The sequence below is a fragment of the Pseudomonas arsenicoxydans genome (assembly GCF_006438915.1).
GTDB classification, from domain to species: Bacteria; Pseudomonadota; Gammaproteobacteria; order Pseudomonadales; family Pseudomonadaceae; genus Aquipseudomonas; species Aquipseudomonas arsenicoxydans_A.
In genome coordinates, this window is record NZ_RCZE01000018.1 from 24894 (window position 1) to 48298 (window position 23405).

Consider the following 23405-nt stretch of genomic DNA (forward strand, 5'->3'; position numbering starts at 1 on the left):
CTTTTTATTTATAGCTGTGCGTTCAGCCATCAGTTTTCCAATGGGATCAACACTTTCTCATCAGGCGACAACACCATGAACACCAGCAGTTTGGCAGGCTGGGTGGCGCTGGCGTTTTTCGAGACCAGATGTTCCGATCCTGCAGGCTCGTACCAGTATTGGCCGGCCTTGTAGGTGATCGCTTTTTCTCCCTTCACCTGGGAAGTGATCGAGCCGGAAATGACGTACGCCATGGCCGTGCCTTCATGCTTATGGGCAATCGAGGATTGGCCAGGTTTGTAGTCGACTTCGATCATCATGGCTTTTTTGCCGGGGACGTTTTTCAGCAATTCGTCCTGCAACACCGTGACCTTTTCTGAAGGGCCTTCGTGGGCGAGCACGGAGACTGAAGCGGTCAGGGCGAGGACAGCGAGCGGGGCAGCAAGGAAACGCAAAGCTTTCATGGTTCATTACCTGCGGTGGTTATCGTCGGGAACAACGATAGTCCGCAGGGTGGGCCAATCAAACAGCCAATATTCGGGAAGGTGAGGGGACCAATCCAGCCCAATCGATGAAGTCCTGTGGCGAGCGAGCTTGCTCGCGCTTGAGTGCGCAGCGCTCACAAAATTGTGGGGCCGCTGCGCAGCCCAGCGCGAGCAAGCTCGCTCGCCACAGGGTACGTGGGTGTTCTAGCGGATCGGGAAGCTGTTGAAATCCACGGCATTCGCCAGTTGGTTGTCAATCAGGCCGATAAAGCCCTGGACTTCCGGGCAGTTGAAATGCAAATGCATGGCCGCTTCCGATTGCCAGCGCGCGCTGACGGTCCAGCGGTTGGTGTCCTCGGGGCAGCGGTCGACCATATAGGAGTCGCAGCCCGGTAGTTCGCGCAGGGTTTCGACAATCTTTTGCAGTTGCTTGCCCAGTTCATCCGAGCGGCCGGCGGCGGCCTGCACCTGTACGGTATTGATCACTTCGTTGGACATTGCTCACACTCCTGAATCAGGCCGGACGAATCCTGCTCATTGAGGGATAACGCTTATGCAGGATAGGCCTGCAACCCCGGACCACCAATAGCCAATCGCCCGTTAAAGGCGCAGACCAATCCGTCAGGCCACCTGCTGCAAGATGTCGCGCAGACGGTCCAGGGCAGTGTCGATATCCAGCGTGTCAATGGCGCCAAAACCCAGCAAAAGCCCGGCCTGAGGCGCTTGCTGGAAGTAAAAGGCCTCGATCGAATAGAGCCCGACTTCGACTTTTTTCGCCAATTCAATCACCAGGGCCAGATCGATAGGCACTTTGCACATCACCACCATATGGAACCCGGCCGTGGTCGGCACTGGCTCGAACCACGGCGAAAGATCGCCTGCCATGCGCGCCAGAATCCGCTCGCGACGCCCGGCATAGATCGTGTGGCAGCGGCGGATATGCTTGAGCAGGCAGCCTTCGGCGATGAATTTGGCCAGTGCCCATTGCGGCATCGTCGAGGTGTGCAAGTCAGTGAGTTGCTTGGCGCGGATCACCGCTTCGAGTATCGCCGGCGGCAAAATCGCATAGCCGAGGCGCAACTCTGGCAGCAAGGTTTTCGAGAAGGTCCCGACGTAGGCGACGATCCCGCGCTCATCCATGCTTTGCAGCGAATCGGTAGGGCGGCCCTCGTAGCGAAATTCGCTGTCGTAATCGTCCTCGATGATGATCGCGCCCAGTTCATAAGCGCGTTCCAGCATTGCCACCCGGCGTTCCTGGCTCATCGGCAGGCCCAGCGGGAACTGATGGGAGGGTGTGACGTAGATCAGCCGCGTGCCGAGGGGGATTTTGTCGACCTGAATGCCTTCGGCGTCCACCGGCACACCGATCACTGTGGCACCGTGCGAGCCAAACAACAGGCGGGCCGGCGGGTAACCGGGGTCTTCCATGGCGACGATGCTGCCGGGGCGCGTGATCACCCGGGAAATCAGGTCCAGCGCCTGTTGCGCGCCGTTGCACACCACCACGTCTTCGTCCTGGCAATTGACCCCGCGCGAGAACGCGATGTGCCGGGCGATGGCGTTGCGCAGCGCCGGCAAGCCCTCGGGCAAGCTGTAGAAGCCTTTGGAACCGGCAATCTGGCGCAAGGCGTGGGAAGTACAGCGACGCCAGTCATCCTGCGGGAACTGGCCCTTGCTGGTGGCGCCGCCAATGAAGTCGTAGCGCAACGAGCCTTCCAGCGTCGGATGCCGCAGGAACACGGGCAACTTGCGCCAGGACTCGATGACCTCAAAACTCGCCAGCTCGGAATGGCTCTGTTTGCGGGCGATTTTCGAGGGCCGGGCATTCACGTAAGTGCCTTTGCCGATCACCCCGGTGAGGAAGTTTTCGTAGGTCAGTTGCGCGTAGGTGTCGGAAATGGTCTTGCGCGAAATCCCCAGCTGTTCGGCCAGTAAACGGCTGGGCGGCAGCTGGGTCCCGGCGGCGAGGCGCCCGGATTCGATGGCGCTGCGCAACTGGTTGTACAACTGGCCCGTCAGGTCCTTGCGGCCGTTGATGACAACATGAAGTTCCATACCGGCGAGGCTCCTGCAGCGGTTGAGGCGCGTGTGCGTCGCGCCAGATTACCCGCATGCGCGGCCGTGCAGAAGTTGCGTGGGCCAAATTCCTGCGATTGGTCTGTTTGCCGAGTGGTCCCTGGCTTTTTCGGCGAATTGGCACTGTAACGTGCGCGCATCACCGCCTAACGTGGAGGTCACTCTCTGATCCACGAGGTCGCCCCATGAGTTCCCGCCTGGATTACTACAGCGCGTCGCCCAAAGCGATGAAAGCGATGATTGCCATGGAAGCCTTGACCAGCAACCTCAGTATCGAGCCTGCGTTGTTGCACTTGATCAAGATCCGCGCTTCGCAGCTCAACGGCTGCGCTTTCTGCACCGACATGCACTCGGTGGACGCACGACGCTTGGGCGAGACCGATCGGCGCTTGTATTCGATCGTGGTGTGGCGTGACAGCGGCTTTTTCAACCCTCGGGAACGGGCGGCGCTGGCCTGGACCGAAGCGGTGACGCTGCTCTCCGAAAGCCACGTGCCGGATGACGTTTTCGTACTGGCGAGGGAGCAATTCAGCGAAGCGGAACTGGTCGATTTAACGGTTGCCGTGACCACCATCAACAGCTGGAATCGCTTGGCAGTGAGTTTTCGGCAAACCCCTGGCGGCTGAATCGATTATCCGCGCCCGGTGTCACATCAGGTTCATACAGGCTGCGCAGGATGAGGTTTTCAAGGATAGATCGACAGGGAGTCACCGATGTCATTGATGGAATCCACCTGCGCGGCCGGCATCGACCCGGTACTGGCGCAGTCCTTCCGGGTGAGCGCCCGTTGCGGGTGCTTCATGCAGGCGGCTCGCAGCCTCAATATCAAATCCACGCAATTGCGCAAACACCTGGCGCAGCTTGAGTCGCAATTGCAATGTTCGCTGTTCAATCACCAGGACAATGGCCTGGCCCTGAGTCGTGAAGGAATGGCGCTTCAGGCGCAACTGATCGCGTTGGCCCATGAGCGCGATGCGCCGGTGATCGAACAACCGCTGATTCGCCTGGCGGTGGCCGAGTCGATCCTGCACGACATCCTGGGCCGTGACCTGGTCGCCTTGTTGCGCCGTAACGCCCGCGTGCGCCTGGACATCATTACCCTCGACAGCGAACTGAGCCTGCAAGCGATCAGCGCCGATGTGGTGCTGTGGCTGGCCGGCACCGAGTCGCCGCTGCCGGGGCCGAGTTTTGCGGTCAGCGAGCCACAGCGACTGGCGCGTCTGGAGTATCTGCCGCACATCGCCAAACGCTATTCACGGGTCGCGGCGCGGCCGGACAGCCTCGATGACCTGGCCGACTTCATGCTCGTGCAGTGGCAGCATGACCATCAGGTCGAGAGTTTTCGGCCATGGAACAGTGTGGTGGATCAGCGTCTGGCCGGCGTGGTGCAGTTGCATTCCTATGAACTGATGCTGGAGATGATCCGCTGCAGTGCCTGTATCGGACTGTTGCCGCGCTACATCAGCCAATTCGACCGCGGTTTGATTGCGTTGCCTGAACTGTTCGAGCAGCCGATGCAACGTCAGGTGTGGATGGCGGTGAATGCAGAAACCCAAGGTCAGGCAGACGTGCAGATGCTCGTCGAGCTGATCCACAACACCTTCAACGAGCGCCGGGAGTGGTTCGAGAGCTGAACGCGGTCAAAATGTGGGAGCGGGCTTGCTCGCGAAGGCAGTGTGTCATTAAACGTTAATGGCGACTGACACACCGCCTTCGCGAGCAAGCCCGCTCCCACAGTGAATGTCGCCATGCTGCAAGAATGCGTTGTAGAGTAAGCGGCCATGTCTGCATCAAGGATGAATCACCCATGCCCGCCACCGAACCGGTCATCACCCTCGAACGTTTCAGCGAAGCCCACATCGACGGCGTCACCGCGCTCTACAACGACCCGGCCATTACCCGTCAGGTCCTGCAAATGCCGTTTCAATCCACCGAGATCTGGCGCCAGCGCCTGGCCTCGGATAATGAGCGGCTGGTGAAACTGGTCGCGCTGCATCAGGGCACCGTTATCGGCAACATTGGCTTGGAACAGTTCTCGCGAATCCGCCGCAGCCATGCCGGCAGCATCGGCATGGGCGTCGCGGTGGCGTGGCAGGGAAAAGGTGTGGGTTCGACGCTGTTGGCGGCGGTGCTGGACATCGCCGACAACTGGATGAACCTGCGACGGGTCGAGCTTTCGGTGTACGCCGACAACGAAGCGGCCATCGGTCTGTACCAAAAGTTCGGTTTCGAGACCGAAGGCCTGTTCCGCGATTATGCCGTGCGTGACGGCCGACTGGTCGACACCTTGAGCATGGCGCGCCTGCGTCGCTCGCCTGACGCCGATTGACTCAGACGCCCAATGCGAACGCCACCGCCGCCTGCGCATGCAGTTCGGTGGTGTCGAGCAGGGGCAGGGCGCTGTGCTCGGGTTTGATCAGCATGCCGATCTCCGTACACCCCAGGATGATCGCCTGGGCGCCGCGCTGCGTCAGCGACGAGATCACCTGCTGATAGACCTTGCGCGACGTCTCGCTGATCACCCCCACGCACAACTCGTCGTAGATGATCCGGTGTACGGCGTTGCGTTCCTCGGCTTCCGGCACCAGCACGGTCAAACCCATCGCGCTTAGACGATCCTTGAGAAAGTCCTGTTCCATGGTGAACGCGGTCCCGAGCAACCCGACTTTCAGCGCACCGGCATCGACGGCAGCCTGACCGGTCGGGTCGGCGATGTGCAGGAACGGAACCGTGATCGCGGCCTGAATCTGCCCGGCCACCTTGTGCATGGTGTTGGTACACAACACCACACACTCGGCGCCGCCAGCCTCAAGCCGCCGCGCCGCATCCACCAGAATCGCCGCCGCATCGTCCCAGCGCCCAGCATGCTGGGCCTGTTCGACAGGCCCGAAGTCGACGCTGTACATTAGCAACTGCGCCGAACGCAACGGCCCGAGCCGGTTACGAACCTGCTGGTTGATGAGGCGATAATATTCGGCGCTGGACTCCCAGCTCATGCCGCCGATAAGGCCGATGGTGCGCATGCGGTGCTCCCTGTGAAATGGCTAACCTTGCGAGAGTATCCCGTGGATCCTTACGGTCATCTATCAGGAAATTTCACATGCCCGGCGTGCTGAACCAGCACGTGCTGGGCGGCAGGGTTTGCCTGCAACTGTTGCCCCGTGCGGCTTACAGTGTTTGCGATCCCGCGCAGTCGTTGACCCTGGGGGTGACGCTGGAACGCCAGCAAGGCGTTCACGCCATTGACTCGGACCGGCGGGTGGATTTCGATACCTTGCCCGGTGTACTGGCGTTTACGCCGGTGGGCGTCGAGGTGTTTTCCGAATCGGCGAGCGGTGGCGAATACCTGTTGATGCGCCTGGATAAGCCATTCGCCAGCCAGTTTCTGCCCGCTGTCAGCCAGCGCGTCCAATCAGCCGGAGATCGACAGGTGCTGACGTTGGCACGCGAGATCCGCCGCCTGATACTCACTCCGCAACCTGATCTGATGGCGCTTGAACAAGCCGCCCTGGGCCTGATTGACCAGGCGCCCGTGATGACTAAATACGGACCGGATGCCAAAGCGTTCGGCCCGGTGCTGGATCAGATCGCCGAGCAGTTCCATGAGCCGCTGACGCTGGACCAGTTGGCCGCGACTTACGGGCACAACGAGCTGCGGTTTTTACGCGACTTCACCCGGACTATGGGCCTGACACCGCATGCGTATCTCGTTGAGGTGCGCCTGCAGGCCGCCCGACGGATGATCGAACACACCAACCTGCCGCTGGCCAGCATCGCCCTGGACGCCGGTTTCGCCCATCAGTCGCACATGGGCAGTGTTTTTCGCAAACACCTGGCCATGACCCCCAGCCAATACCGCGCGCGCTTTTAGTCGTACGTCGGCGGCCTGCTTCTGCCATGCTCAATGTCCGCAGCACCGCTCCAAACAAAGGAACACCGCAATGGACGACGTACAACAACTGGGCGAAATGCTTCGCCACTACGCAGAAAGCGAAGCGCACAAAAAGCAGACGTTCGAGTCGCAATCGGCGCTTTGGGCAACGCGTATCGGTGAGCTGTTCGATCAGATCCAGCAGTGGCTGGAACCGGTCCAGGCGCCGCATCTGCTGGAAGTAAGCCGCGAGACGTATGTGGCTTCGGGGCCGAGCGTGCCGGTCGAGACGTCGCCGTTCAAGACCGAGAAACTGTCCATTGTCATTGCCGGCAAACCGGTGGAGTTCGTGCCGGACGTGATGGGCGCGGGCGGTCAGATTTCCCTGGCGGTGATGGGCCTGACGGCCGCGCGCTATGGCAGCGTTTCGCTGGTGTGCCTGCCGCCGTCGACCAGCTGGCAGTGGCGCAAGACCAATGGCTTGAAAGATCCGGACACGTTTGCGTTCGATGCGAATTTTCTGGCGCAGCAGTTGCAAAGCCTGATTCCGCGTGATCGCGGCCAAGTCCTCCCGGACTGACCCAACCCCCCTGTAGGAGCCGAGCTTGCTCGTGTATCTGAATCTGTAACGCATTGCGCCGCCCCCCTCAAAAATACCGCCAACCCCGTCGCAGCCTCGCAGTGCTGACAGCTGCGAGCAAACGCATTGCAGGCTCGACGTTGCTACGGGGTGTGTTTTTGCTTGGGGCAGTGATGGCATTTTGGTAAAGTCCGCGGCTTGTCAGGGAGCAAGTGAAGAAAGGAGTCTTGTGTGAGTGCGGGCAAAAAGATTTTAGGGTTGATATCGCTAATGCTGATGCTGGCCCTGTGGGCCAGTTACGTTTATGTGTTCAAGGATAACCGTGACGGCCTGTTGGGCGGCGCCTTCGACAGTACCGCCTGGTGCGGCACGCCACCGGCCAGTGATGGCGCTGCGCTGGGCAAGGATCAACTGACCCTGCGGATCACCAACAACCTGCGCGGCGAGTTCATGCTCAGCGGCGCGGTCGTGGTTTCCGAACGTACGTTCAACCGCTACGACCTGGCCCGCAACGAGCTGCGCCTGCGTCTGGAGCCCTTGCAATGGTCGTACGGCGTCACGCCGATTTTCCTTGAGCAGGTCAAGGTCCAGCCACTGACGCGTAACCTGTCATCACTGAACAAGAGCGCCTATGCCGAACTCGAACCGCGCCCCATTGGCGTGCAGGGGCGGGCGGCGGACTTCCCGTTCGATACGTACCGCTACGGCTACAAACCGGTGCTGTATTACCTCAAGGGCAACGATCGCATCGACCTCAAGTTCAGGCACATCACCACCAGCATGGAGATGTCGAACACCTTCACACCGATCCAGAAGTACAACCGCGCGGAATACATCAACGAGAAAAACGCGCTGGCGCGTGAAGAAGACTACAAACCTTATGCCGCCAATGAGTGTGCGTTCAGCGTCGAGCGCAAGGGCTCGTTCAAGATGATCGTCTTGATGTTGCTGCTGGTGATCGGCTTGCCGTTGCTGCATGTATTTTATCGCGATGAACCGGGCATCGACTTTTTGGCGACGCTGGTCAGTATCGGGGCGATACGGGTGTTGCTGGTGGGGCCGCTGAATGACTTTCAGTTGTACAAAATCGATTTTTTGTTTGCAGCGGTGATTTTGCTGGTGGGCACGGTGTCGCTGATCAAGGCGATGCGGGCCAACAGTAGGCGGGAGCTGGCATTGAAGAGTGGTTCTTCGTGGTAGGAAGAGGGCGGTCTGCGAGGACTGGCAAATAACCTGTGGCGAGGGAGCTTGCTCCCGTTGGGCCGCGAAGCGGCCCTGAAAGCTGCGACTGCTGCGCAGCCGAGCGGGAGCAAGCTCCCTCGCCACAGGGTGTCCGGCTCCCATTGATTGGGGAACCAGACATTTATTTCAATGCCGGATCACTCATGTTCATTTTCTTCCAGCCCTGCAACAACACCTGCGCCTTGGGTTCCTGTCCATTGCCCAGGTAGTACTGGATCAACGTCAGCCGTGCATTGCGGTTGGCCGGTTGCACTTTCAGCAAGCGCTCCAGCACTTCGCAGGCCTCTTCAACCTTGCCGCTGTCATGCAACGCCACGGCCAGCACGTAGCCGTATTGGGCGCTCTGCGGTTCCAGTTGCGCGGCTTTGCGTAGCGCCGACATGGCCTGGTCCGATTTGCCCGCCCGCACCAGCGACAAGCCCTGGGTGTACTGCAACAAAGCGGCGTCCGGGTGGTCTTTCAAGCCTTGCGCCAGCAGTGACTGCGCCTCCTGGCTACGGCCATTGGCCTCCAGCCATTGCACCAGTGTTACAAGTGCCGGGTAGAAATCCGGATCGCGCTTGAGCGCCGTGCGCAGGTACGGTTCAACCTCGTCGTTGCGGCCGCTGGCTTGGTAGAGCATCGCCAGGTTGAGGTTGGCTTCGGCGCGTTCCAGCAGGCTTTTCTGTGCCGCTTCATACTCGGCAATCGCCGCATTCCAGTTGCCCTGGGCCGCGCCCAAACCGCTACGGGCGGCACCCAGCAGGTCCCGGGCTGCGGCAATTCGCACCGCCATCACCGGGTCTGTCAGCAACGGCGTCAACAGCGGCGCCCACTCAGGTGGCGGCAGGAACGCGCTGATGGCGCGTACGGCACTTTCACGCACCTGTGGCGCCGGATTGCTCAGGTCCTTGGTGGCCAGTTTCAACGCCTGTTCACTCGGGTACAGCGGCAACTCGGCGAGCAAGGTGGCTCGCTGAATCGCCGGCAGGTTGCTGCGTTGCAGCTGCTCATACAGGGCCTGCGCCGCGCCGGGTTGACCGTTGCGAATCAGCCACAGGCTTTCGTCATAACGCGGGGCCTGTGCGGTCGGTGCGCTGTTCCACAGTTTGAATTGCTCGGTGACTTTGTCGCCGTCCTTGCCCTGGTGACAGGTCAGACAGGCGTCCGGGGTGCCAAGCTTTTTCGCCCGTTCCGGGTTGGGAATACTGAAGCTGTGGTCATGCCGCAAGTCATTGCCCATGTAGAACTTGCCGGGCATATGGCAATCCACGCACTGCGAGCCCGGCTGGCCCATGGTGTGGCGGGTGTGCTCGATGGAATCGTAGTTTTTCGCTTGCAGGCCTTTGCCGTCGACGCCTTCCACCGGCGTTTTACCCGCGGTGTTGTGGCATTGCAGGCAAACGCCGTTCCCCGGCGCCTTGAGTTCGGTGCTGTGCGGGTTGTGGCAGTTGCTGCAGCGCACGCCCTTGTCGAACATTTTGCTTTGGGCGAACGAGCCGTGTTCAAACACCTCGTCCTTGATCTTGCCGTCCAGCGCATACAACTCGCGGGTCAGGGGACTTGGCAAATAGTCATCCATCAGGCGTTTGCCGGCGGTGTAGCCATCGCTCAGCGGTGCCCGGCGCGAATGGCAGCGGGCACAGGTTTCGATCTCGACGGTGGCGTTCTTGTCCTTAAGGTCGACCGCGAAACCGGCGTGAATCACATCACCTTTTTTCGCCGTCCATTCCAGGTGATTGGAAGCCGGGCCGTGGCACGCCTGGCAGCCAACGCCGAGACTGTTCCAGTGACTGTCGAAGGTGTTTTTCGCAGCATCGAAATTACGTTTGTAGCCGGTGGTATGGCACTCGACGCACATGAAGTTGGCGTTCTGGCTCGGTTTGCTCCAGTGCAGCGGGTTCTTGAAGTTCACACTCTGGCCCGGATAGAGGTGAAACCAGCGGTGTTTTTCGGTATCCCAGGCCACGCCCAAGGGTTGCAGGCGACCTTCGCCGACGTCGATCAGGTATTGCTGCAACGGCGCGATGCCAAAGGTATAGGCCACCTTGAAGTCGGCGTTCTTGCCATCGATACCCGGCGTGTTGACCCAGAAGCCGTCGTCCTTGCGCGAGAAAACGGTGGTTTCGTTCTCCGCTTTGAAGGTGACGTTGTTGAAGTCGCCCAACATCGTCTCGGCATTGGCTGCCTGCATCGCCAACTGGTGATGGGAGCCTTTCCAGTCCTTGACCTGCTCGCTGTGGCAGCCCTGACATTGTTGCTCATCGACCATCTTCGCCGGGGCCAGCGCCACCGGTTGCGGTTTGGTCGGTTGTGCGACTGGGGCAGTGACAAAAACGGGCTTCAGCGGTGCCGGCGTGCTGCTGAACAGAAACCAGCCGATGGCGACGACCGCCAACAGCAGTGCGCCGATGGACACGGGAAAGAGGTAGCGATTGATCAGGTTCGGATACGAATCAGGGTTGGGGTTTGTTGCTTTGTTTTTATGCTTCGGCATTGCGACTTCCGTAGTCCAGGTGCGTTTGCCTTGAGGCGCGCGATCACGCTGAGTGCAGCTTTGCTGGATGTCAGGCACCTGTCAAATGACGGTTGTGAAAAGGCACGCAGCGTTAGATGAAATGTGTAATTTTTTTAAGGTTTTTATCGCGAAATGCCTATAACTCCAGTCGCCTTTGCACTAGGGTGTTCGCCCTTCAAAACAGGAGTTCAAGCATGAAGCTTGCGTTAATGATGAGCACGTTGTGCATCGCCACAATCGCGGTGACTGGGTGTGCGAGCAAGGTCGTCGAGCCGGAGCAGTATTCCGGCTTCCTCAAGGATTACAGCCAGCTCGAAGAAGCCAAGTCGCCGTCCGGCGCAACCGTGATGCGCTGGGTCGATCCTGCGCTGGATATCAGCAAGTTCTCCAGCGTTTATGTCGAGCCGACCCAGCTTTACCCGGCGCCACAGCCCACCGTGAAAATCCCTCAGGCCACCCTCAGTGGCATCACCGGTTATTACGACCAGGCGCTCAAGCGTGAACTGGCCAAGTCGCTGCCATTGGCCGCCGGCCCTGGCCCGGGTGTGATTGTGGTGCGTGCCGCCATTACTGCGGTCAGCAGCAAGACCGAAGGCTTGAAGCCTTACGAAGTGATCCCGATTGCGCTGGTCGCTGCGGCAGTGAGCACCGCCAGTGGTATCCGTGATCAGGAAACCGACCTGGCCACCGAAGCGGCGTTTATCGATGGCAGCACCAACAAAGTCATCGCCCAGGTCGTGCGCAAGGGCACCGGCAAGCCGCTGGAAAACGACGCTCAGGTGATGAAGGCGGATGACGTCAAAGGCGTGATCGATGGCTGGGCGTCGGATTTGAATCAGTCGTATTTGAAACTCAAGTCCAAGTGATGCACTGAGGCGAATGGCCTCACCGTTGGAACGCCGCCCGGAACGGGCTCGCTCCCACACTGGATCTGTGTACACCACAAATCCACTCGGGGAAGCGAGACTGCTCGCGATGGAATAAACGTTTGTTGCGGTCCTGCGTTACGCTTTTTTACTGTTGTTGCTCGGGTGTGGCGGCGTCGTAGGGATAGATGCGACGCCATTCAGCAGCCATGTCCACGACCGTCCAGTCACGTGTTTTTGCTTCGTCCAGGGCCTTGTCCAGCCGTCCGATGTCGGACTTGCGGTCATAGGCCCATTCGCGTTTGGCGTCGGTGTGATGCACCAGCCCCATGAATCGTTTGCCCGGCCCGGCTGCGGTCCATTGCAGCATCTGCAAGTCGCCATCGGAGTTGCCAAAGGCGAGGATCGGACGTTTGCCGATGATCGCATTGATGCTTTCCGGTTTGCCCGGGCCGTCATCGTAGTGGGCCAGTTTCGGCGTGCGCAGAATCGAGGCTTGGCCGTCCTTGTATTGGAAGGTTGTGACAAACGAAGTACCGATCACTTGTTCCGGTGGGACGCCGTAGACCTTCTCGGCGAAGGCGCGTATGAAATCGGTATCGCCACCCGAGACGATGTAGGTCTTGAAGTTTTGTTCGCGCAGGTAGTCGAGAATTTCCAGCATCGGCTGGAACACCATCTCGGTGTACAGCTTGCCGGTTTTCGGGTGCTTGGCCTGGCTAAGCCAGGTCTTGGCGTAGTCGTCGAACGCTTCGCTGGTCATCCCGGTGTGGGTTGCCCCGAAGATTTTCATCATGCCTTCCAGACCGGAAGCCGCCAGCGCCTTGTGGTCGTTTTCCAGCACGGCCTGGAACGGTTGGGTGGTTTTCCATTCCGGGTGTTGCGGCGCGGTGCGCTTGACCTCTTCGAGGGCGAACAGCATCTCGAAGTACATCGGCTGCTCGCTCCACAGGGTGCCGTCATTGTCGAAGACGGCGATGCGGTCTTCGGGTTTGACGAAGTCCTTGCTGGATTGGTCGGTGACAGCCTGGACGAACTCGATGATGTTTTTCTTCGACGGGCCGTCGTTCCACGAGGGCAGCGCTTCGGTGGCTTGCGCGAGTAATGGCAGGGCCAGCGCGAAAAGCAGGGTCAGTCCAAAGCGGCGGCGGATCGATATCGGGTTCGTCATGGGACATCCTTTTGGTGAGCAGGGTTTAACGGCCGTAGTGCCAAGGCGGACAAGGCTGCCGTTGTTTGGCCTGACTATGCAGCGTAGACAACGAATCCTTGAGTTGCCTCAACGCCTGGGCTTCGGCTGGCGCACGGCCTTAGCAGGCGTGCAGCAGGTCTTCCAGTCGAGGGGAGGCTCAGGGCTTTTTCGCCTCCGCGCGAATTCGTTCTTCTTGCTGGCGCAGTTCCGGGGTGAACTCGGCACCAAAATCCTCCGCCTCGAACACCTGACGAATCTCGATCTCTGCGTCGGTGCCCGGCATCGGGTTCGGGCATCGCTTGACCCAGTCGATCGCCTCCTGTTTCGACTTCACCTGCCAGATCCAATAGCCGGCAATCAGCTCCTTGGTTTCGGCGAAGGGGCCATCGATGACGCTACGTTTGTCACCCGAAAAACGCACGCGTGCGCCTTTGCTGCTGGGGTGCAGGCCTTCGCCTTCGAGCATGATGCCGGCTTTGACCAGTTCTTCGTTGTAGTTGCCCATGGCGGTCAGCAGTTCTTCGGTGGGCATCACGCCGGCTTCGGAGTCCTGACTGGCTTTGATGATGATCATGAATCGCATGGTGTAATCTCCGGTGGAGGTGGGGGGATTCACTACATGGTCGAATGGCGACAGGGCAGTTCGACAGGTCGTCGAGGATTTATGTGCATTTAGGGTTGACCAAAACACTTCACGATTTGTATCAGGCCATAGGTCGCCAGCCAATTTCGTGGTTAACTTTGGCCTTTCCGAGATTCTTTACCACAACGTTCAGAAGGACTCCGTTCATGGCTCAAGTCACTCTCAAAGGCAACCCGGTTCAAGTCAACGGCCAACTGCCACAAGCCGGTTCCAAGGCGCCAGCCTTTTCCCTGGTTGCCGGCAATCTGTCCGACGTGACCCTGGCGAGCTTCGCCGGCAAGCGCAAAGTGCTGAACATCTTCCCAAGCGTCGACACCCCGACCTGCGCGACCTCGGTTCGCAAGTTCAACGCCCAGGCCAACGATGTCGCCAACACCGTTGTGCTGTGCATCTCCGCTGACCTGCCGTTCGCCCAGGCACGCTTCTGCGGCGCCGAAGGCCTGGAAAACGTGCAGAACCTGTCGACCCTGCGCGGTGCCGAGTTCATCGAGAACTACGGTGTTGCCATCGCTGACGGCCCGCTCAAAGGCCTGACCGCCCGTGCGGTTGTTGTGCTGGACGAAAACGACAACGTGCTGCATAGCGAACTGGTCAAGGAAATCGCTGAAGAACCGAACTACGAAGCTGCACTCGCCGTTCTGAAATAAGCGACGTCATTACAATTGTTAACGGCCTGGCCCTGTCCAGGCCGTTTTCATTTGTGCTTCAGTGCTTTAGATAAATCTCCTGTTACGTAAGCCGAAGGTAAATTGCCGGTAAAGCCGCTTTGCTTAATAGCCGTCAGTGCTTATCGTTCAGCCTCATGTAAAAGAAGCCCACGCGCCCAATGGTTGATCATTCAATGCAATCCTCCGCTTCCCGTAGTCCTCGTCGCTGGCTGTTCGGCCTGCTAGTCCTGTTGGTCATCGCTGGCGTGTGCTGGAAATTCTGGCCCACCGGCGCAGCTCAAAAGGAGGGCGCAGGGCCGAAAGTCGTGGCTGGCCATACCGGCAAGTCCGGGGGGATGCGCCCTGGTTTCGGCGGGGCAACCGGTCCGGTGCCTGTTCGCGTGGCGCCTGCGGTCAAGGGTGACTTTCCGCTGTACTACAAGGCGTTGGGCACCGTTACCGCACTGAACACCATCAATGTGCGCAGCCGTGTGGGCGGTGAGCTGATCAAGATTTCCTTCGAGGAAGGGCAAATGGTCAAGGCTGGCGATTTGCTGGCTGAAATCGACCCGCGCCCGTACCAGAACGCCTTGCTCCAGGCCGAAGGCACGTTGCTGCAGAACCAGGCGCAACTGAAAAACGCCCAGGTCGATGTCGAGCGTTATCGCGGGCTGTTCAAGGAAGACAGTATCGCCAAGCAAACCCTGGACACTGCCGAAGCCTTGGTCGGTCAGTACCTGGGCACCGTCAAGACCAATCAGGCGGCGGTCAACGACGCCAAGCTCAATCTCGAATTCACCAGGATCCGCGCGCCGATTACCGGGCGTGTCGGATTGCGTCAGCTCGACGTCGGCAACCTGGTCGCCGCCAATGACACCACGGCGCTGGCGATCATCACCCAGACCCAGCCGATCAGCGTCGCCTTCACCTTGCCGGAAAACAGCCTTGACGTGGTATTGGCCCGCTATCGCACCGGCGCCAAACTGCCCGCCGAAGCCTGGGACCGCAGCGACACCAAATTGCAGGCCACTGGTGTCTTGCAGAGCCTGGACAACCAGATCGACACCACCACCGGCACCCTGAAATTCAAGGCGCGCTACGAAAACCGCGATCAAACCCTGTTCCCAAATCAGTTCGTCAACGTCCACTTGCTCGCCGACACCCTCAAGGGTGTGGTGCTCGCACCGTCGGCAGCGATTCAGTTCGGCACCAACGGCACCTTCGCCTATGCGCTGGACGGCGACAAAAAGGTCACGATCCGTCAGTTGAAAGTCGGCGCCAGCGATGGGCTGAACACGGTGATCACTGAAGGCCTTGCGCCCGGGGATCGTGTGGTACTGGAAGGCACCGACCGTTTGAAGGACGGCAGCGAAGTCGAAGTGGTCAATAGCCCTGAAGACGTACCGACCACCCCGACCGGGCACTTGCAAGGCAAATCGGCGGTGGATGCTTCTGAGGCGGCCGCCGCCGACAAGGCGAAAAAGGGCGGCGCATGAACATCTCGCGGCTGTTCATCCTTCGCCCGGTCGCCACGACCCTGAGCATGCTGGCCATTGTACTGGCCGGTTTGATCGCCTATCGGTTGCTGCCGGTGTCGGCGTTGCCCCAAGTCGACTACCCGACGATTCGCGTGATGACGCTCTATCCCGGCGCCAGCCCGGATGTCATGACCAGCGCGGTCACCGCGCCACTGGAGCGCCAGTTCGGGCAGATGCCCGGCCTGACCCAGATGGCGTCGACCAGTTCGGGCGGCGCGTCGGTGCTCACCTTGCGGTTCAGCCTCGACATCAACATGGACGTCGCCGAACAACAGGTGCAAGCCGCGATCAACGCCGCGACCAATTTGCTGCCCAAGGACCTGCCGGCACCGCCGGTGTACAACAAGGTCAACCCGGCGGACACCCCGGTACTGACCCTGGCCATTACCTCCAAAACCATGTTGTTGCCCAAGCTCAATGACCTGGTCGACACGCGCATGGCGCAGAAAATCGCCCAGATCAGCGGCGTCGGCATGGTCAGCATTGCCGGCGGCCAGCGTCAGGCGGTGCGGATCAAGGTCAATCCCGAGGCGCTGGCGGCCAACGGCCTGAACCTGTCGGACGTGCGCACGCTGATCGGTGCTTCCAACGTCAACCAGCCCAAGGGCAACTTCGACGGTCCGACCCGGGTGTCGATGCTCGATGCCAACGATCAGCTGACTTCGCCCAAGGACTACGCCAACTTGATTCTGGCCTATGCCAACGGCGCGCCATTGCGGCTCAAGGACGTGGCGGAAATCGTCGACGGCGCCGAAAACGAACGTCTGGCGGCGTGGGCCAATGAAAACCAGGCCGTGCTGCTGAACATCCAACGCCAGCCGGGTGCCAACGTGATTGAGGTGGTCGACCGGATCAAGGCCTTGCTCCCGAGCATCACCGACAACCTGCCGGCCGGCCTCGACGTCACGGTACTAACCGACCGCACCCAGACCATTCGTGCCTCGGTCAAAGACGTGCAACACGAGTTGCTGATCGCCATTGCCTTGGTGGTGATGGTCACCTTCCTGTTTCTGCGCCGCGCCAGTGCGACGATCATTCCATCGATTGCCGTGCCGTTGTCATTGATCGGCACGTTTGGCGTGATGTACCTCGCCGGGTTCTCGGTGAATAACCTGACCTTGATGGCCCTGACCATCGCCACCGGTTTTGTGGTGGACGATGCGATCGTGATGCTGGAGAACATTTCCAGGTTTATCGAAGAAGGGGACACCCCCCTGAATGCCGCGCTCAAGGGCGCGAAGCAGATTGGCTTCACCCTGATTTCCCTGACCCTGTCGCTGATCGCGGTATTGATCCCGCTGCTGTTTATGGCCGACGTGGTAGGCCGCTTGTTCCGCGAGTTTGCGATTACGCTGGCGGTAGCGATCCTGATTTCGCTGGTGGTGTCCCTGACCCTGACGCCGATGATGTGCGCGCGGTTGCTCAAGCGTGAACCCAAGGAAGAGGAGCAGGGGCGTTTCTACCGGGCCAGCGGTGCAGCAATCGACTGGATGATCGCGGCCTACGGGCGCAAATTGCAGTGGGTGCTCAAGCACCAGCCGCTGACATTGCTGGTGGCCATCGGCACGCTGGCGCTGACCGTGTTCCTCTACATGGTGGTGCCCAAGGGCTTCTTCCCGGTGCAGGACACCGGGGTGATCCAGGGTATTTCCGAGGCGCCGCAGTCGATTTCCTTCGCCGCGATGAGCGAGCGTCAGCAGGAGCTGGCCAAGGTGATCCTCGCCGACCCGGCGGTGGAAAGCCTGTCGTCCTACATCGGTGTGGACGGTGACAACTCGACGCTGAACAGCGGTCGCCTGCTGATCAATCTCAAGTCCCATAACGACCGTGACCTGAGCGCGACCAAGGTGATTGCCCGCCTGCAACCGGAACTGGACAAGTTGGTCGGCATCCGCCTGTTCATGCAGCCGGTGCAGGACCTGACCATCGAAGACCGTGTCAGCCGTACGCAATACCAGTTCAGCATGTCGTCACCGGACTCGGAATTGCTGGCCCTGTGGAGCGGCCGTCTGGTCGATGCGCTGTCCCATCGGACAGAACTGACCGACGTCGCCAGTGATTTGCAGGACAAGGGCTTACAGGTTTATCTGGTGATCGACCGCGATGCCGCTTCACGGGTCGGGGTCTCGGTCTCGAACATCACCGATGCGTTGTACGACGCCTTTGGTCAGCGGCAGATTTCGACCATCTACACCCAGGCCAGCCAGTACCGCGTGGTCCTGCAATCGCAGTCCGGGGAGAAGATCGGTCCGGATGCGCTGAATCAGATTCACGTGAAAACCACCGACGGCGGGCAGGTTCGCCTGTCCAGCCTGGCGCACATCGAAGAGCGCCAGGCGCAACTGGCAATCACCCACATCGGCCAGTTCCCGGCGGTAATGATGTCGTTCAATCTCGCGCCGGGTGTGGCGCTGGGGCATGCGGTCGAGATCATCGATCAAGTGCAGAAAGACATCGGCATGCCGATTGGCGTGCAGACCCAGTTTCAGGGCGCGGCCGAGGCTTTCCAGGCGTCGCTGTCGAGCACCTTGCTGCTGATTCTGGCCGCGGTGGTGACCATGTACATCGTGCTCGGCGTGCTGTACGAGAGCTACATCCATCCAATCACCATTCTCTCGACCTTGCCCTCGGCGGCGGTCGGCGCCTTGCTGGCCTTGATCCTGAGCGGCAATGACCTGGGCATGATCGCGATCATCGGCATCATTTTGCTGATCGGTATCGTGAAAAAGAACGCGATCATGATGATCGACTTCGCCCTCGACGCAGAGCGCAATCAGGGCATGGACCCGCAAACCGCGATCTATCAAGCCGCGTTGCTGCGTTTCCGGCCGATTCTGATGACGACGCTGGCAGCGTTGTTTGGTGCGGTGCCGCTGATGCTGGCCACCGGTTCCGGCGCGGAATTGCGTCAACCACTGGGCCTGGTGATGGTCGGTGGATTGCTGGTGAGCCAGGTGCTGACCTTGTTCACTACGCCCGTCATCTATTTGTACTTCGACCGTCTCGGTCGGCGCTGGGGCCACAAGTCTGACGCCGTGGAAACGGTAGAGCAGCCATGAATCTGTCCGGACCTTTCATCAAGCGCCCGGTCGCAACGATGTTGCTGAGCCTGGCGATCATGCTGCTGGGCGGCGTGAGTTTCGGCCTGTTGCCGGTATCGCCGTTGCCGCAGATGGATTTTCCGGTGATCGTGGTGCAGGCCAGCCTGCCCGGCGCGAGCCCCGAGGTCATGGCCTCGACCGTGGCCACGCCGCTGGAACGCTCCTTCGGCGCCATCGCCGGGGTCAACACCATGAGCAGCCGCTCCAGCCAGGGCTCGACCCGGGTGATCCTGCAATTTGACCTCGACCGCGACATCAACGGCGCGGCGCGAGAAGTGCAAGCGGCGATCAATGCCTCGCGCAACCTGCTGCCGAGCGGGATGCGCAGCATGCCGACCTACAAGAAGATCAACCCGTCCCAGGCGCCGATCATGGTGCTGTCGCTGACCTCGGATGTGCTGGAAAAGGGCCAGCTCTACGATTTGGCTTCGACCATCCTGTCCCAAAGCCTGTCGCAGGTGCAGGGCGTAGGCGAAGTGCAGATCGGCGGCAGTTCGTTGCCGGCGGTGCGTATCGAGCTCCAACCGCAAGCCCTCAACCAGTACGGCGTGGCCCTGGACGATGTGCGCAACACCATAGCCAATGCCAACGTGCGCAGGCCGAAGGGCTCGGTCGAAGACGGCGAACGATTGTGGCAGGTCCAGGCCAACGATCAACTGGAAAAAGCCAAGGACTACGAGTCGCTGATCATCCACTACAACGGCGGTGCAGCCCTGCGCCTCAAGGATGTGGCCAAGGTCAGCGACGGCGTCGAAGACCGCTACAACAGCGGCTTCTTCAACGATGACGCGGCGGTGTTGCTGGTGATCAACCGTCAGGCCGGTGCCAACATCATCGAGACGGTCAATGAAATCAAGGCGCAGTTGCCGGCGTTACAGGCGGTGCTGCCGGCCAGCGTCAAGCTGAACCTGGCGATGGACCGTTCGCCGGTGATCAAGGCAACCTTGCACGAAGCGGAAATGACCCTGTTGATCGCCGTGACGCTGGTGATCCTGGTGGTGTTCCTGTTCCTCGGTAATTTCCGCGCCTCGCTGATCCCGACATTGGCGGTGCCAGTGTCGCTGGTGGGCACCTTTGCCGTGATGTACCTCTACGGGTTTTCACTGAACAACCTGTCGCTGATGGCGCTGATCCTGGCCACCGGGCTGGTGGTCGACGATGCCATCGTGGTACTGGAGAACATCTCCCGGCACATCGACAAAGGCGTGCCGCCGATGAAGGCCGCGTACCTCGGTGCTCAGGAAGTCGGCTTTACCTTGCTGTCGATGAACGTCTCGCTGGTGGCGGTGTTCCTGTCGATCCTGTTCATGGGCGGGATCATCGAAAGTCTGTTCCGCGAGTTTTCCATCACCCTGGCCGCGTCCATCGTGGTGTCGCTGGTGGTCTCGCTGACCTTGACGCCGATGCTCTGCGCCCGTTGGCTGAAGCCGCACACGCCAGGACAGGAAAACCGTTTGCAGCGCTGGAGCCAGCGCACCAACGAATGGATGGTCGGCAAATACGCGACCAGCCTCGATTGGGTATTGCGTCATCGTCGACTGACTTTGCTCAGCCTGTTGGTGACAATTGGCGTGAACGTTGCGCTGTATGTGGTTGTTCCTAAAACATTCTTGCCGCAGCAAGATACCGGTCAGCTGATTGGTTTTGTTCGCGGCGACGACGGTTTGTCGTTCAACGTGATGCAACCCAAAATGGAAACCTTCCGCCGTGCCGTGCTCAAGGACGAGGCAGTAGAAAGCGTCGCAGGGTTCATCGGAGGCACGAACGGCACCAACAATGCCGTCATGATCGTGCGGCTCAAGCCGATCAAGGAGCGCAGCATTTCCGCGCAGAAGGTCATCGAGCGCCTGCGCAAGGAAATGCCCAAGGTCCCCGGCGCGCAGCTGATGCTGATGGCGGACCAGGACCTGCAATTTGGCGGTGGCCGCGAACAGACCTCGTCGCAGTATTCCTACATTCTGCAAAGCGGTGACCTGGGCGCGTTGCGCGAGTGGTACCCGAAAGTCGTTGCCGCGCTCAAGGCGTTGCCGGAATTGACGGCGATTGACGCTCGGGAAGGTCGTGGTGCGCGACAGGTCACGCTGATTGTCGACCGCGATCAGGCCAAGCGCCTGGGTGTCGACATGAGCATGGTCACGGCCGTGCTGAACAACGCCTACAGCCAGCGGCAGATTTCGACGATTTACGACAGCCTCAACCAATATCAGGTGGTGATGGAAGTCGATCCGAAATACGCCCAGGATCCGGTGACGCTCAAACAAGTGCAGGTGATCACTGCCGACGGTGCGCGGATTCCTCTGTCGACCATCGCCCACTACGAAAACAGCCTGGAAGACGACCGGGTCAGCCACGAAGGCCAGTTTGCCTCCGAAAGCCTGTCGTTTGACATGGCCGAAGGCGTGACGGTGGAGCAGGGCACTGCCGCCATCGAACGGGCGATTGCCAAAGTTGGGCTGCCTGAAGACGTGATCGCGAAAATGGCCGGCACCGCCGATGCGTTCGCCGCGACCCAAAAGAGCCAGCCGTGGATGATTCTCGGCGCGCTCGTGGCGGTCTACCTGGTGTTGGGTGTGCTGTATGAAAGCTACATCCATCCGTTGACCATTCTGTCGACCTTGCCGTCGGCCGGGGTCGGCGCGTTGCTGTCGATCTATGCGCTGGGCGGCGAGTTCAGCCTGATCTCGTTGCTGGGGCTGTTTTTGCTGATCGGCGTGGTGAAGAAAAACGCCATTCTGATGATCGACCTCGCACTGCAACTCGAACGCCAACAAGGCCTGGCGCCGTTGGAGTCAATTCGCAGTGCCTGTCTGCAACGTTTGCGCCCAATCCTGATGACCACCCTGGCGGCGATCCTCGGCGCCGTACCGTTGCTGCTGAGCCGGGCGGAAGGGGCGGAAATGCGCCAGCCACTGGGCCTGACCATCATTGGCGGGCTGATCTTCAGCCAGGTGTTGACCCTTTACACCACCCCGGTGGTTTACCTCTATCTCGACAAACTGCGCCATCGCTTCAATAAATGGCGTGGGGTGCGTACTGATGCTGCTTTGGAAACTCCGCTATGACTGACCGTTCGCTTATCAATCTGGCCGCCCCGCTGGCTGCCGCCCGAGGCTCGCGTCTGCTGAGTCTGGCGCTGTGCGTGGCGATGCTCAGCGCGTGTGCTGTCGGCCCGGACTATCAGCGTCCACAAGCTGCCGCGCCGGTGCAATACAAGGAAGCGGCCGGCTGGCGTCAGGCCAGTCCGAGTGACTCCCTGGCGCGCGGTGCCTGGTGGGAGTTGTATGGCGATCAGCAGCTCAATGGCCTGATTGAGCAACTCAACCGCTCCAACCAGACGGTGGCCCAGTCCGAGGCGCAATACCGTCAGGCCCAGGCCTTGGTGCGCAGCGCACGCGGGGCGTTTTTTCCGACGGTGGATTTGACCGTGGGCAAAAACCGCTCCAGTCAGGGCACCGGCAGCAGCAACTCAAGCCTGACCAGTTCCTCCAGCGGTATTCGTGACACCTACACCGCGCAGGCCGGGGTCAGTTGGGAGGCGGACGTGTGGGGCAAACTGCGCCGAGGTCTTGAGGCCGACACCGCCAATGCCCAGGCGAGCTTTGCCGACCTGGCCGCGATGCGACTGAGCCAGCAGTCTGAGCTGGTGCAGAACTACCTGCAATTGCGGGTGATAGACGAACAGAAGCGTTTGCTGGAAGCGACGGTCGAGGCTTATCAGCGTTCGCTGACCATGACGGAAAACCAATACCGCGCCGGTGTTTCCGGCCGGGACGCAGTGGCGCAGGCGCAGACTCAACTCAAAAGCACCCAGGCCGACATGGTTGACCTGATCTGGGAGCGTGCCCAGTTCGAAAACGCCATCGCCGTGCTGATCGGGCTGCCTCCAGCCGAATTCAGCCTGGCAGAAACCACCAGCATCCCGACCTTGCCCGAAGTGCCAGTGGGCCTGCCTTCGCAATTGCTGGAGCGCCGTCCGGACATTGCCTCCGCCGAACGCTCGGTGATGGCCGCCAACGCCAATATCGGCGTGGCCAAGGCCGCGTATTACCCGGATTTCACCTTGAGCCTGAACGGTGGTTATAGCAGCAGCACCTATTCCAACTGGATCAGCGTGCCGAATCGTTTTTGGTCGGTCGGGCCGCAACTGGCCATGACCTTGTTTGATGGCGGACAGCGCTCGGCAGAAGTCGATCGCAGTGAAGCGGCCTACGACGAGACAGTGGCCAAGTACCGCCAGACCGTGCTCGACGGCTTCCGCGAAGTGGAAAACTACCTGGTGCAGCTCAAGGTGCTGGAGCAGGAAGCCGGCGTGCGCCAGGAAGCACTGGAGGCAGCGCGTATCTCGTTGCGCCTGACCCAGAATCAATACAAGGCCGGTTTGATTGCTTATCTGGACGTGGTGGTGGTTCAGGCAACGGCATTAAGCAATGAACGCAGTGTGCTGGATCTCTTGCAGAGCCGATTGATTGCCAGTGTGCAATTGATCGCCGCGCTGGGCGGCGGTTGGGACGGGGCGTTGCAGGTCAGCGAAAACAAATAACCCTGTAGCAGCTGACGTGAGGCTCGGTCCGTGCTCGGGCGCTTTTCTGTGGCGAGGGAGCTTGCTCCCGCTGGGCAGCGAAGCGGCCCCAAAAAGGAGGGGCCTGCTGCGCAGTCCAGCGGGAGCAAGCTCCCTCGCCACAGGTTCA

General features: G+C 60.3%; 19 protein-coding genes. 12 read left to right on the forward strand and 7 right to left on the reverse strand.

All coding sequences use genetic code 11. From position 1 onward, the window contains the following. Nucleotides 1-29: 29 nt before the first annotated feature. The 3 genes from EAH78_RS28945 to EAH78_RS28955 form a co-directional block, all read right to left on the reverse strand. Nucleotides 30-443, reverse strand: a complete 414-nt coding sequence (locus EAH78_RS28945; RefSeq protein ID WP_140671355.1) for a cupin domain-containing protein — start codon at nt 441-443, stop codon at nt 30-32. A gap of 225 nt (nt 444-668) precedes the next feature. Further along, on the reverse strand, nt 669-962 hold the full coding sequence (locus EAH78_RS28950) for an antibiotic biosynthesis monooxygenase family protein (RefSeq protein WP_140671358.1): 294 nt from the start codon (nt 960-962) through the stop codon (nt 669-671). 123 nt (nt 963-1085) lie between these two features. After that, nucleotides 1086-2519 carry a PLP-dependent aminotransferase family protein gene (locus EAH78_RS28955; RefSeq protein WP_140671360.1) on the reverse strand — a complete coding sequence of 478 codons (1434 nt, stop codon included), beginning with the start codon at nt 2517-2519 and terminating at the stop codon, nt 1086-1088. 206 nt (nt 2520-2725) lie between these two features. On the opposite strand from EAH78_RS28955, the gene EAH78_RS28960 reads away from it, so the two are divergent. The 3 genes from EAH78_RS28960 (at nt 2726) to EAH78_RS28970 (ending at nt 4869) form a co-directional block, all read left to right on the forward strand. Then, nucleotides 2726-3166, forward strand: coding sequence for a carboxymuconolactone decarboxylase family protein (locus EAH78_RS28960; RefSeq protein ID WP_140671362.1), 441 nt, complete (start codon nt 2726-2728; stop codon nt 3164-3166). A gap of 87 nt (nt 3167-3253) precedes the next feature. Beyond that, the gene (locus EAH78_RS28965) at nt 3254-4174 is read left to right on the forward strand and encodes a LysR family transcriptional regulator (RefSeq protein WP_140671364.1); all 921 of its coding nucleotides are present in this window, start codon (nt 3254-3256) and stop codon (nt 4172-4174) included. 173 nt (nt 4175-4347) lie between these two features. Further along, nucleotides 4348-4869: a GNAT family N-acetyltransferase gene (locus tag EAH78_RS28970; protein WP_140671366.1), complete on the forward strand. Its 522-nt coding sequence runs from the start codon at nt 4348-4350 to the stop codon at nt 4867-4869. Nucleotide 4870: 1 nt separating this feature from the next. On the opposite strand, the gene EAH78_RS28975 is transcribed toward EAH78_RS28970, so the two are convergent. Further along, nucleotides 4871-5563 (reverse strand): aspartate/glutamate racemase family protein, encoded by a 693-nt coding sequence (locus EAH78_RS28975; protein ID WP_140671368.1) that lies wholly within the window; start codon nt 5561-5563, stop codon nt 4871-4873. A gap of 77 nt (nt 5564-5640) precedes the next feature. On the opposite strand from EAH78_RS28975, the gene EAH78_RS28980 reads away from it, so the two are divergent. From EAH78_RS28980 to EAH78_RS28990, 3 genes are all read left to right on the forward strand, one after another. Then, nucleotides 5641-6411: a helix-turn-helix domain-containing protein gene (locus tag EAH78_RS28980; protein WP_140671370.1), complete on the forward strand. Its 771-nt coding sequence runs from the start codon at nt 5641-5643 to the stop codon at nt 6409-6411. Between the two features lie 70 nt (nt 6412-6481). Next, nucleotides 6482-6991, forward strand: a complete 510-nt coding sequence (locus EAH78_RS28985; protein ID WP_140671373.1) for a hypothetical protein — start codon at nt 6482-6484, stop codon at nt 6989-6991. A 231-nt stretch (nt 6992-7222) separates the two neighbouring features. Next, nucleotides 7223-8191, forward strand: a complete 969-nt coding sequence (locus EAH78_RS28990; RefSeq protein ID WP_140671376.1) for a hypothetical protein — start codon at nt 7223-7225, stop codon at nt 8189-8191. 163 nt (nt 8192-8354) lie between these two features. Here EAH78_RS28990 and EAH78_RS29000 read toward each other — a convergent pair whose 3' ends face one another. Continuing rightward, nucleotides 8355-10709 carry a tetratricopeptide repeat protein gene (locus EAH78_RS29000; RefSeq protein ID WP_140671378.1) on the reverse strand — a complete coding sequence of 785 codons (2355 nt, stop codon included), beginning with the start codon at nt 10707-10709 and terminating at the stop codon, nt 8355-8357. Nucleotides 10710-10924: 215 nt separating this feature from the next. Here EAH78_RS29000 and EAH78_RS29005 point away from each other — a divergent pair, with 215 nt between their 5' ends. After that, on the forward strand, nt 10925-11596 hold the full coding sequence (locus EAH78_RS29005; RefSeq protein WP_140671380.1) for a DUF3313 domain-containing protein: 672 nt from the start codon (nt 10925-10927) through the stop codon (nt 11594-11596). A 148-nt stretch (nt 11597-11744) separates the two neighbouring features. Here EAH78_RS29005 and EAH78_RS29010 read toward each other — a convergent pair whose 3' ends face one another. Continuing rightward, nucleotides 11745-12767 (reverse strand): HAD family hydrolase, encoded by a 1023-nt coding sequence (locus tag EAH78_RS29010; RefSeq protein WP_140671382.1) that lies wholly within the window; start codon nt 12765-12767, stop codon nt 11745-11747. Between the two features lie 178 nt (nt 12768-12945). Continuing rightward, complete coding sequence (locus EAH78_RS29015) at nt 12946-13371, reverse strand: YciI family protein (protein ID WP_140671384.1); 426 nt, start codon at nt 13369-13371, stop codon at nt 12946-12948. Nucleotides 13372-13577: 206 nt separating this feature from the next. Here EAH78_RS29015 and tpx point away from each other — a divergent pair, with 206 nt between their 5' ends. The 5 genes from tpx (at nt 13578) to EAH78_RS29040 (ending at nt 23257) form a co-directional block, all read left to right on the forward strand. Then, nucleotides 13578-14078 (forward strand): thiol peroxidase, encoded by a 501-nt coding sequence (gene tpx / locus EAH78_RS29020; RefSeq protein ID WP_008030203.1) that lies wholly within the window; start codon nt 13578-13580, stop codon nt 14076-14078. A gap of 179 nt (nt 14079-14257) precedes the next feature. Further along, nucleotides 14258-15574: an MdtA/MuxA family multidrug efflux RND transporter periplasmic adaptor subunit gene (locus EAH78_RS29025; protein ID WP_140671386.1), complete on the forward strand. Its 1317-nt coding sequence runs from the start codon at nt 14258-14260 to the stop codon at nt 15572-15574. Further along, entirely contained in the window at nt 15571-18675 is a 3105-nt protein-coding gene (locus EAH78_RS29030; protein ID WP_140671388.1) for an MdtB/MuxB family multidrug efflux RND transporter permease subunit, read from the forward strand. The genes EAH78_RS29025 and EAH78_RS29030 overlap by 4 nt, the downstream gene beginning before the upstream one ends. Next, entirely contained in the window at nt 18672-21779 is a 3108-nt protein-coding gene (locus EAH78_RS29035; protein WP_140671391.1) for an efflux RND transporter permease subunit, read from the forward strand. The genes EAH78_RS29030 and EAH78_RS29035 overlap by 4 nt, the downstream gene beginning before the upstream one ends. Beyond that, nucleotides 21776-23257, forward strand: coding sequence for an efflux transporter outer membrane subunit (locus tag EAH78_RS29040; protein WP_140671392.1), 1482 nt, complete (start codon nt 21776-21778; stop codon nt 23255-23257). The genes EAH78_RS29035 and EAH78_RS29040 overlap by 4 nt, the downstream gene beginning before the upstream one ends. Nucleotides 23258-23405: the final 148 nt, after the last annotated feature.

Bases quoted from the DNA above. Each gene is read 5' to 3' on its own strand.
- EAH78_RS28960 (WP_140671362.1), top strand. From the start codon at position 2,726: ATGAGTTCCCGCCTGGATTACTACAGCGCGTCGCCCAAAGCGATGAAA.
- EAH78_RS29025 (WP_140671386.1), top strand. From the start codon at position 14,258: ATGGTTGATCATTCAATGCAATCCTCCGCTTCCCGTAGTCCTCGTCGC.
- EAH78_RS29035 (WP_140671391.1), top strand. From the start codon at position 18,672: ATGAATCTGTCCGGACCTTTCATCAAGCGCCCGGTCGCAACGATGTTG.
- EAH78_RS28955 (WP_140671360.1), bottom strand. From the start codon at position 2,519: ATGGAACTTCATGTTGTCATCAACGGCCGCAAGGACCTGACGGGCCAG.
- EAH78_RS28945 (WP_140671355.1), bottom strand. From the start codon at position 443: ATGAAAGCTTTGCGTTTCCTTGCTGCCCCGCTCGCTGTCCTCGCCCTG.
- tpx (WP_008030203.1), top strand. From the start codon at position 13,578: ATGGCTCAAGTCACTCTCAAAGGCAACCCGGTTCAAGTCAACGGCCAA.
- EAH78_RS29015 (WP_140671384.1), bottom strand. From the start codon at position 13,371: ATGCGATTCATGATCATCATCAAAGCCAGTCAGGACTCCGAAGCCGGC.
- EAH78_RS29030 (WP_140671388.1), top strand. From the start codon at position 15,571: ATGAACATCTCGCGGCTGTTCATCCTTCGCCCGGTCGCCACGACCCTG.
- EAH78_RS28985 (WP_140671373.1), top strand. From the start codon at position 6,482: ATGGACGACGTACAACAACTGGGCGAAATGCTTCGCCACTACGCAGAA.
- EAH78_RS28970 (WP_140671366.1), top strand. From the start codon at position 4,348: ATGCCCGCCACCGAACCGGTCATCACCCTCGAACGTTTCAGCGAAGCC.
- EAH78_RS28965 (WP_140671364.1), top strand. From the start codon at position 3,254: ATGTCATTGATGGAATCCACCTGCGCGGCCGGCATCGACCCGGTACTG.
- EAH78_RS29005 (WP_140671380.1), top strand. From the start codon at position 10,925: ATGAAGCTTGCGTTAATGATGAGCACGTTGTGCATCGCCACAATCGCG.
- EAH78_RS28950 (WP_140671358.1), bottom strand. From the start codon at position 962: ATGTCCAACGAAGTGATCAATACCGTACAGGTGCAGGCCGCCGCCGGC.
- EAH78_RS29040 (WP_140671392.1), top strand. From the start codon at position 21,776: ATGACTGACCGTTCGCTTATCAATCTGGCCGCCCCGCTGGCTGCCGCC.
- EAH78_RS29010 (WP_140671382.1), bottom strand. From the start codon at position 12,767: ATGACGAACCCGATATCGATCCGCCGCCGCTTTGGACTGACCCTGCTT.
- EAH78_RS29000 (WP_140671378.1), bottom strand. From the start codon at position 10,709: ATGCCGAAGCATAAAAACAAAGCAACAAACCCCAACCCTGATTCGTAT.
- EAH78_RS28980 (WP_140671370.1), top strand. From the start codon at position 5,641: ATGCCCGGCGTGCTGAACCAGCACGTGCTGGGCGGCAGGGTTTGCCTG.
- EAH78_RS28975 (WP_140671368.1), bottom strand. From the start codon at position 5,563: ATGCGCACCATCGGCCTTATCGGCGGCATGAGCTGGGAGTCCAGCGCC.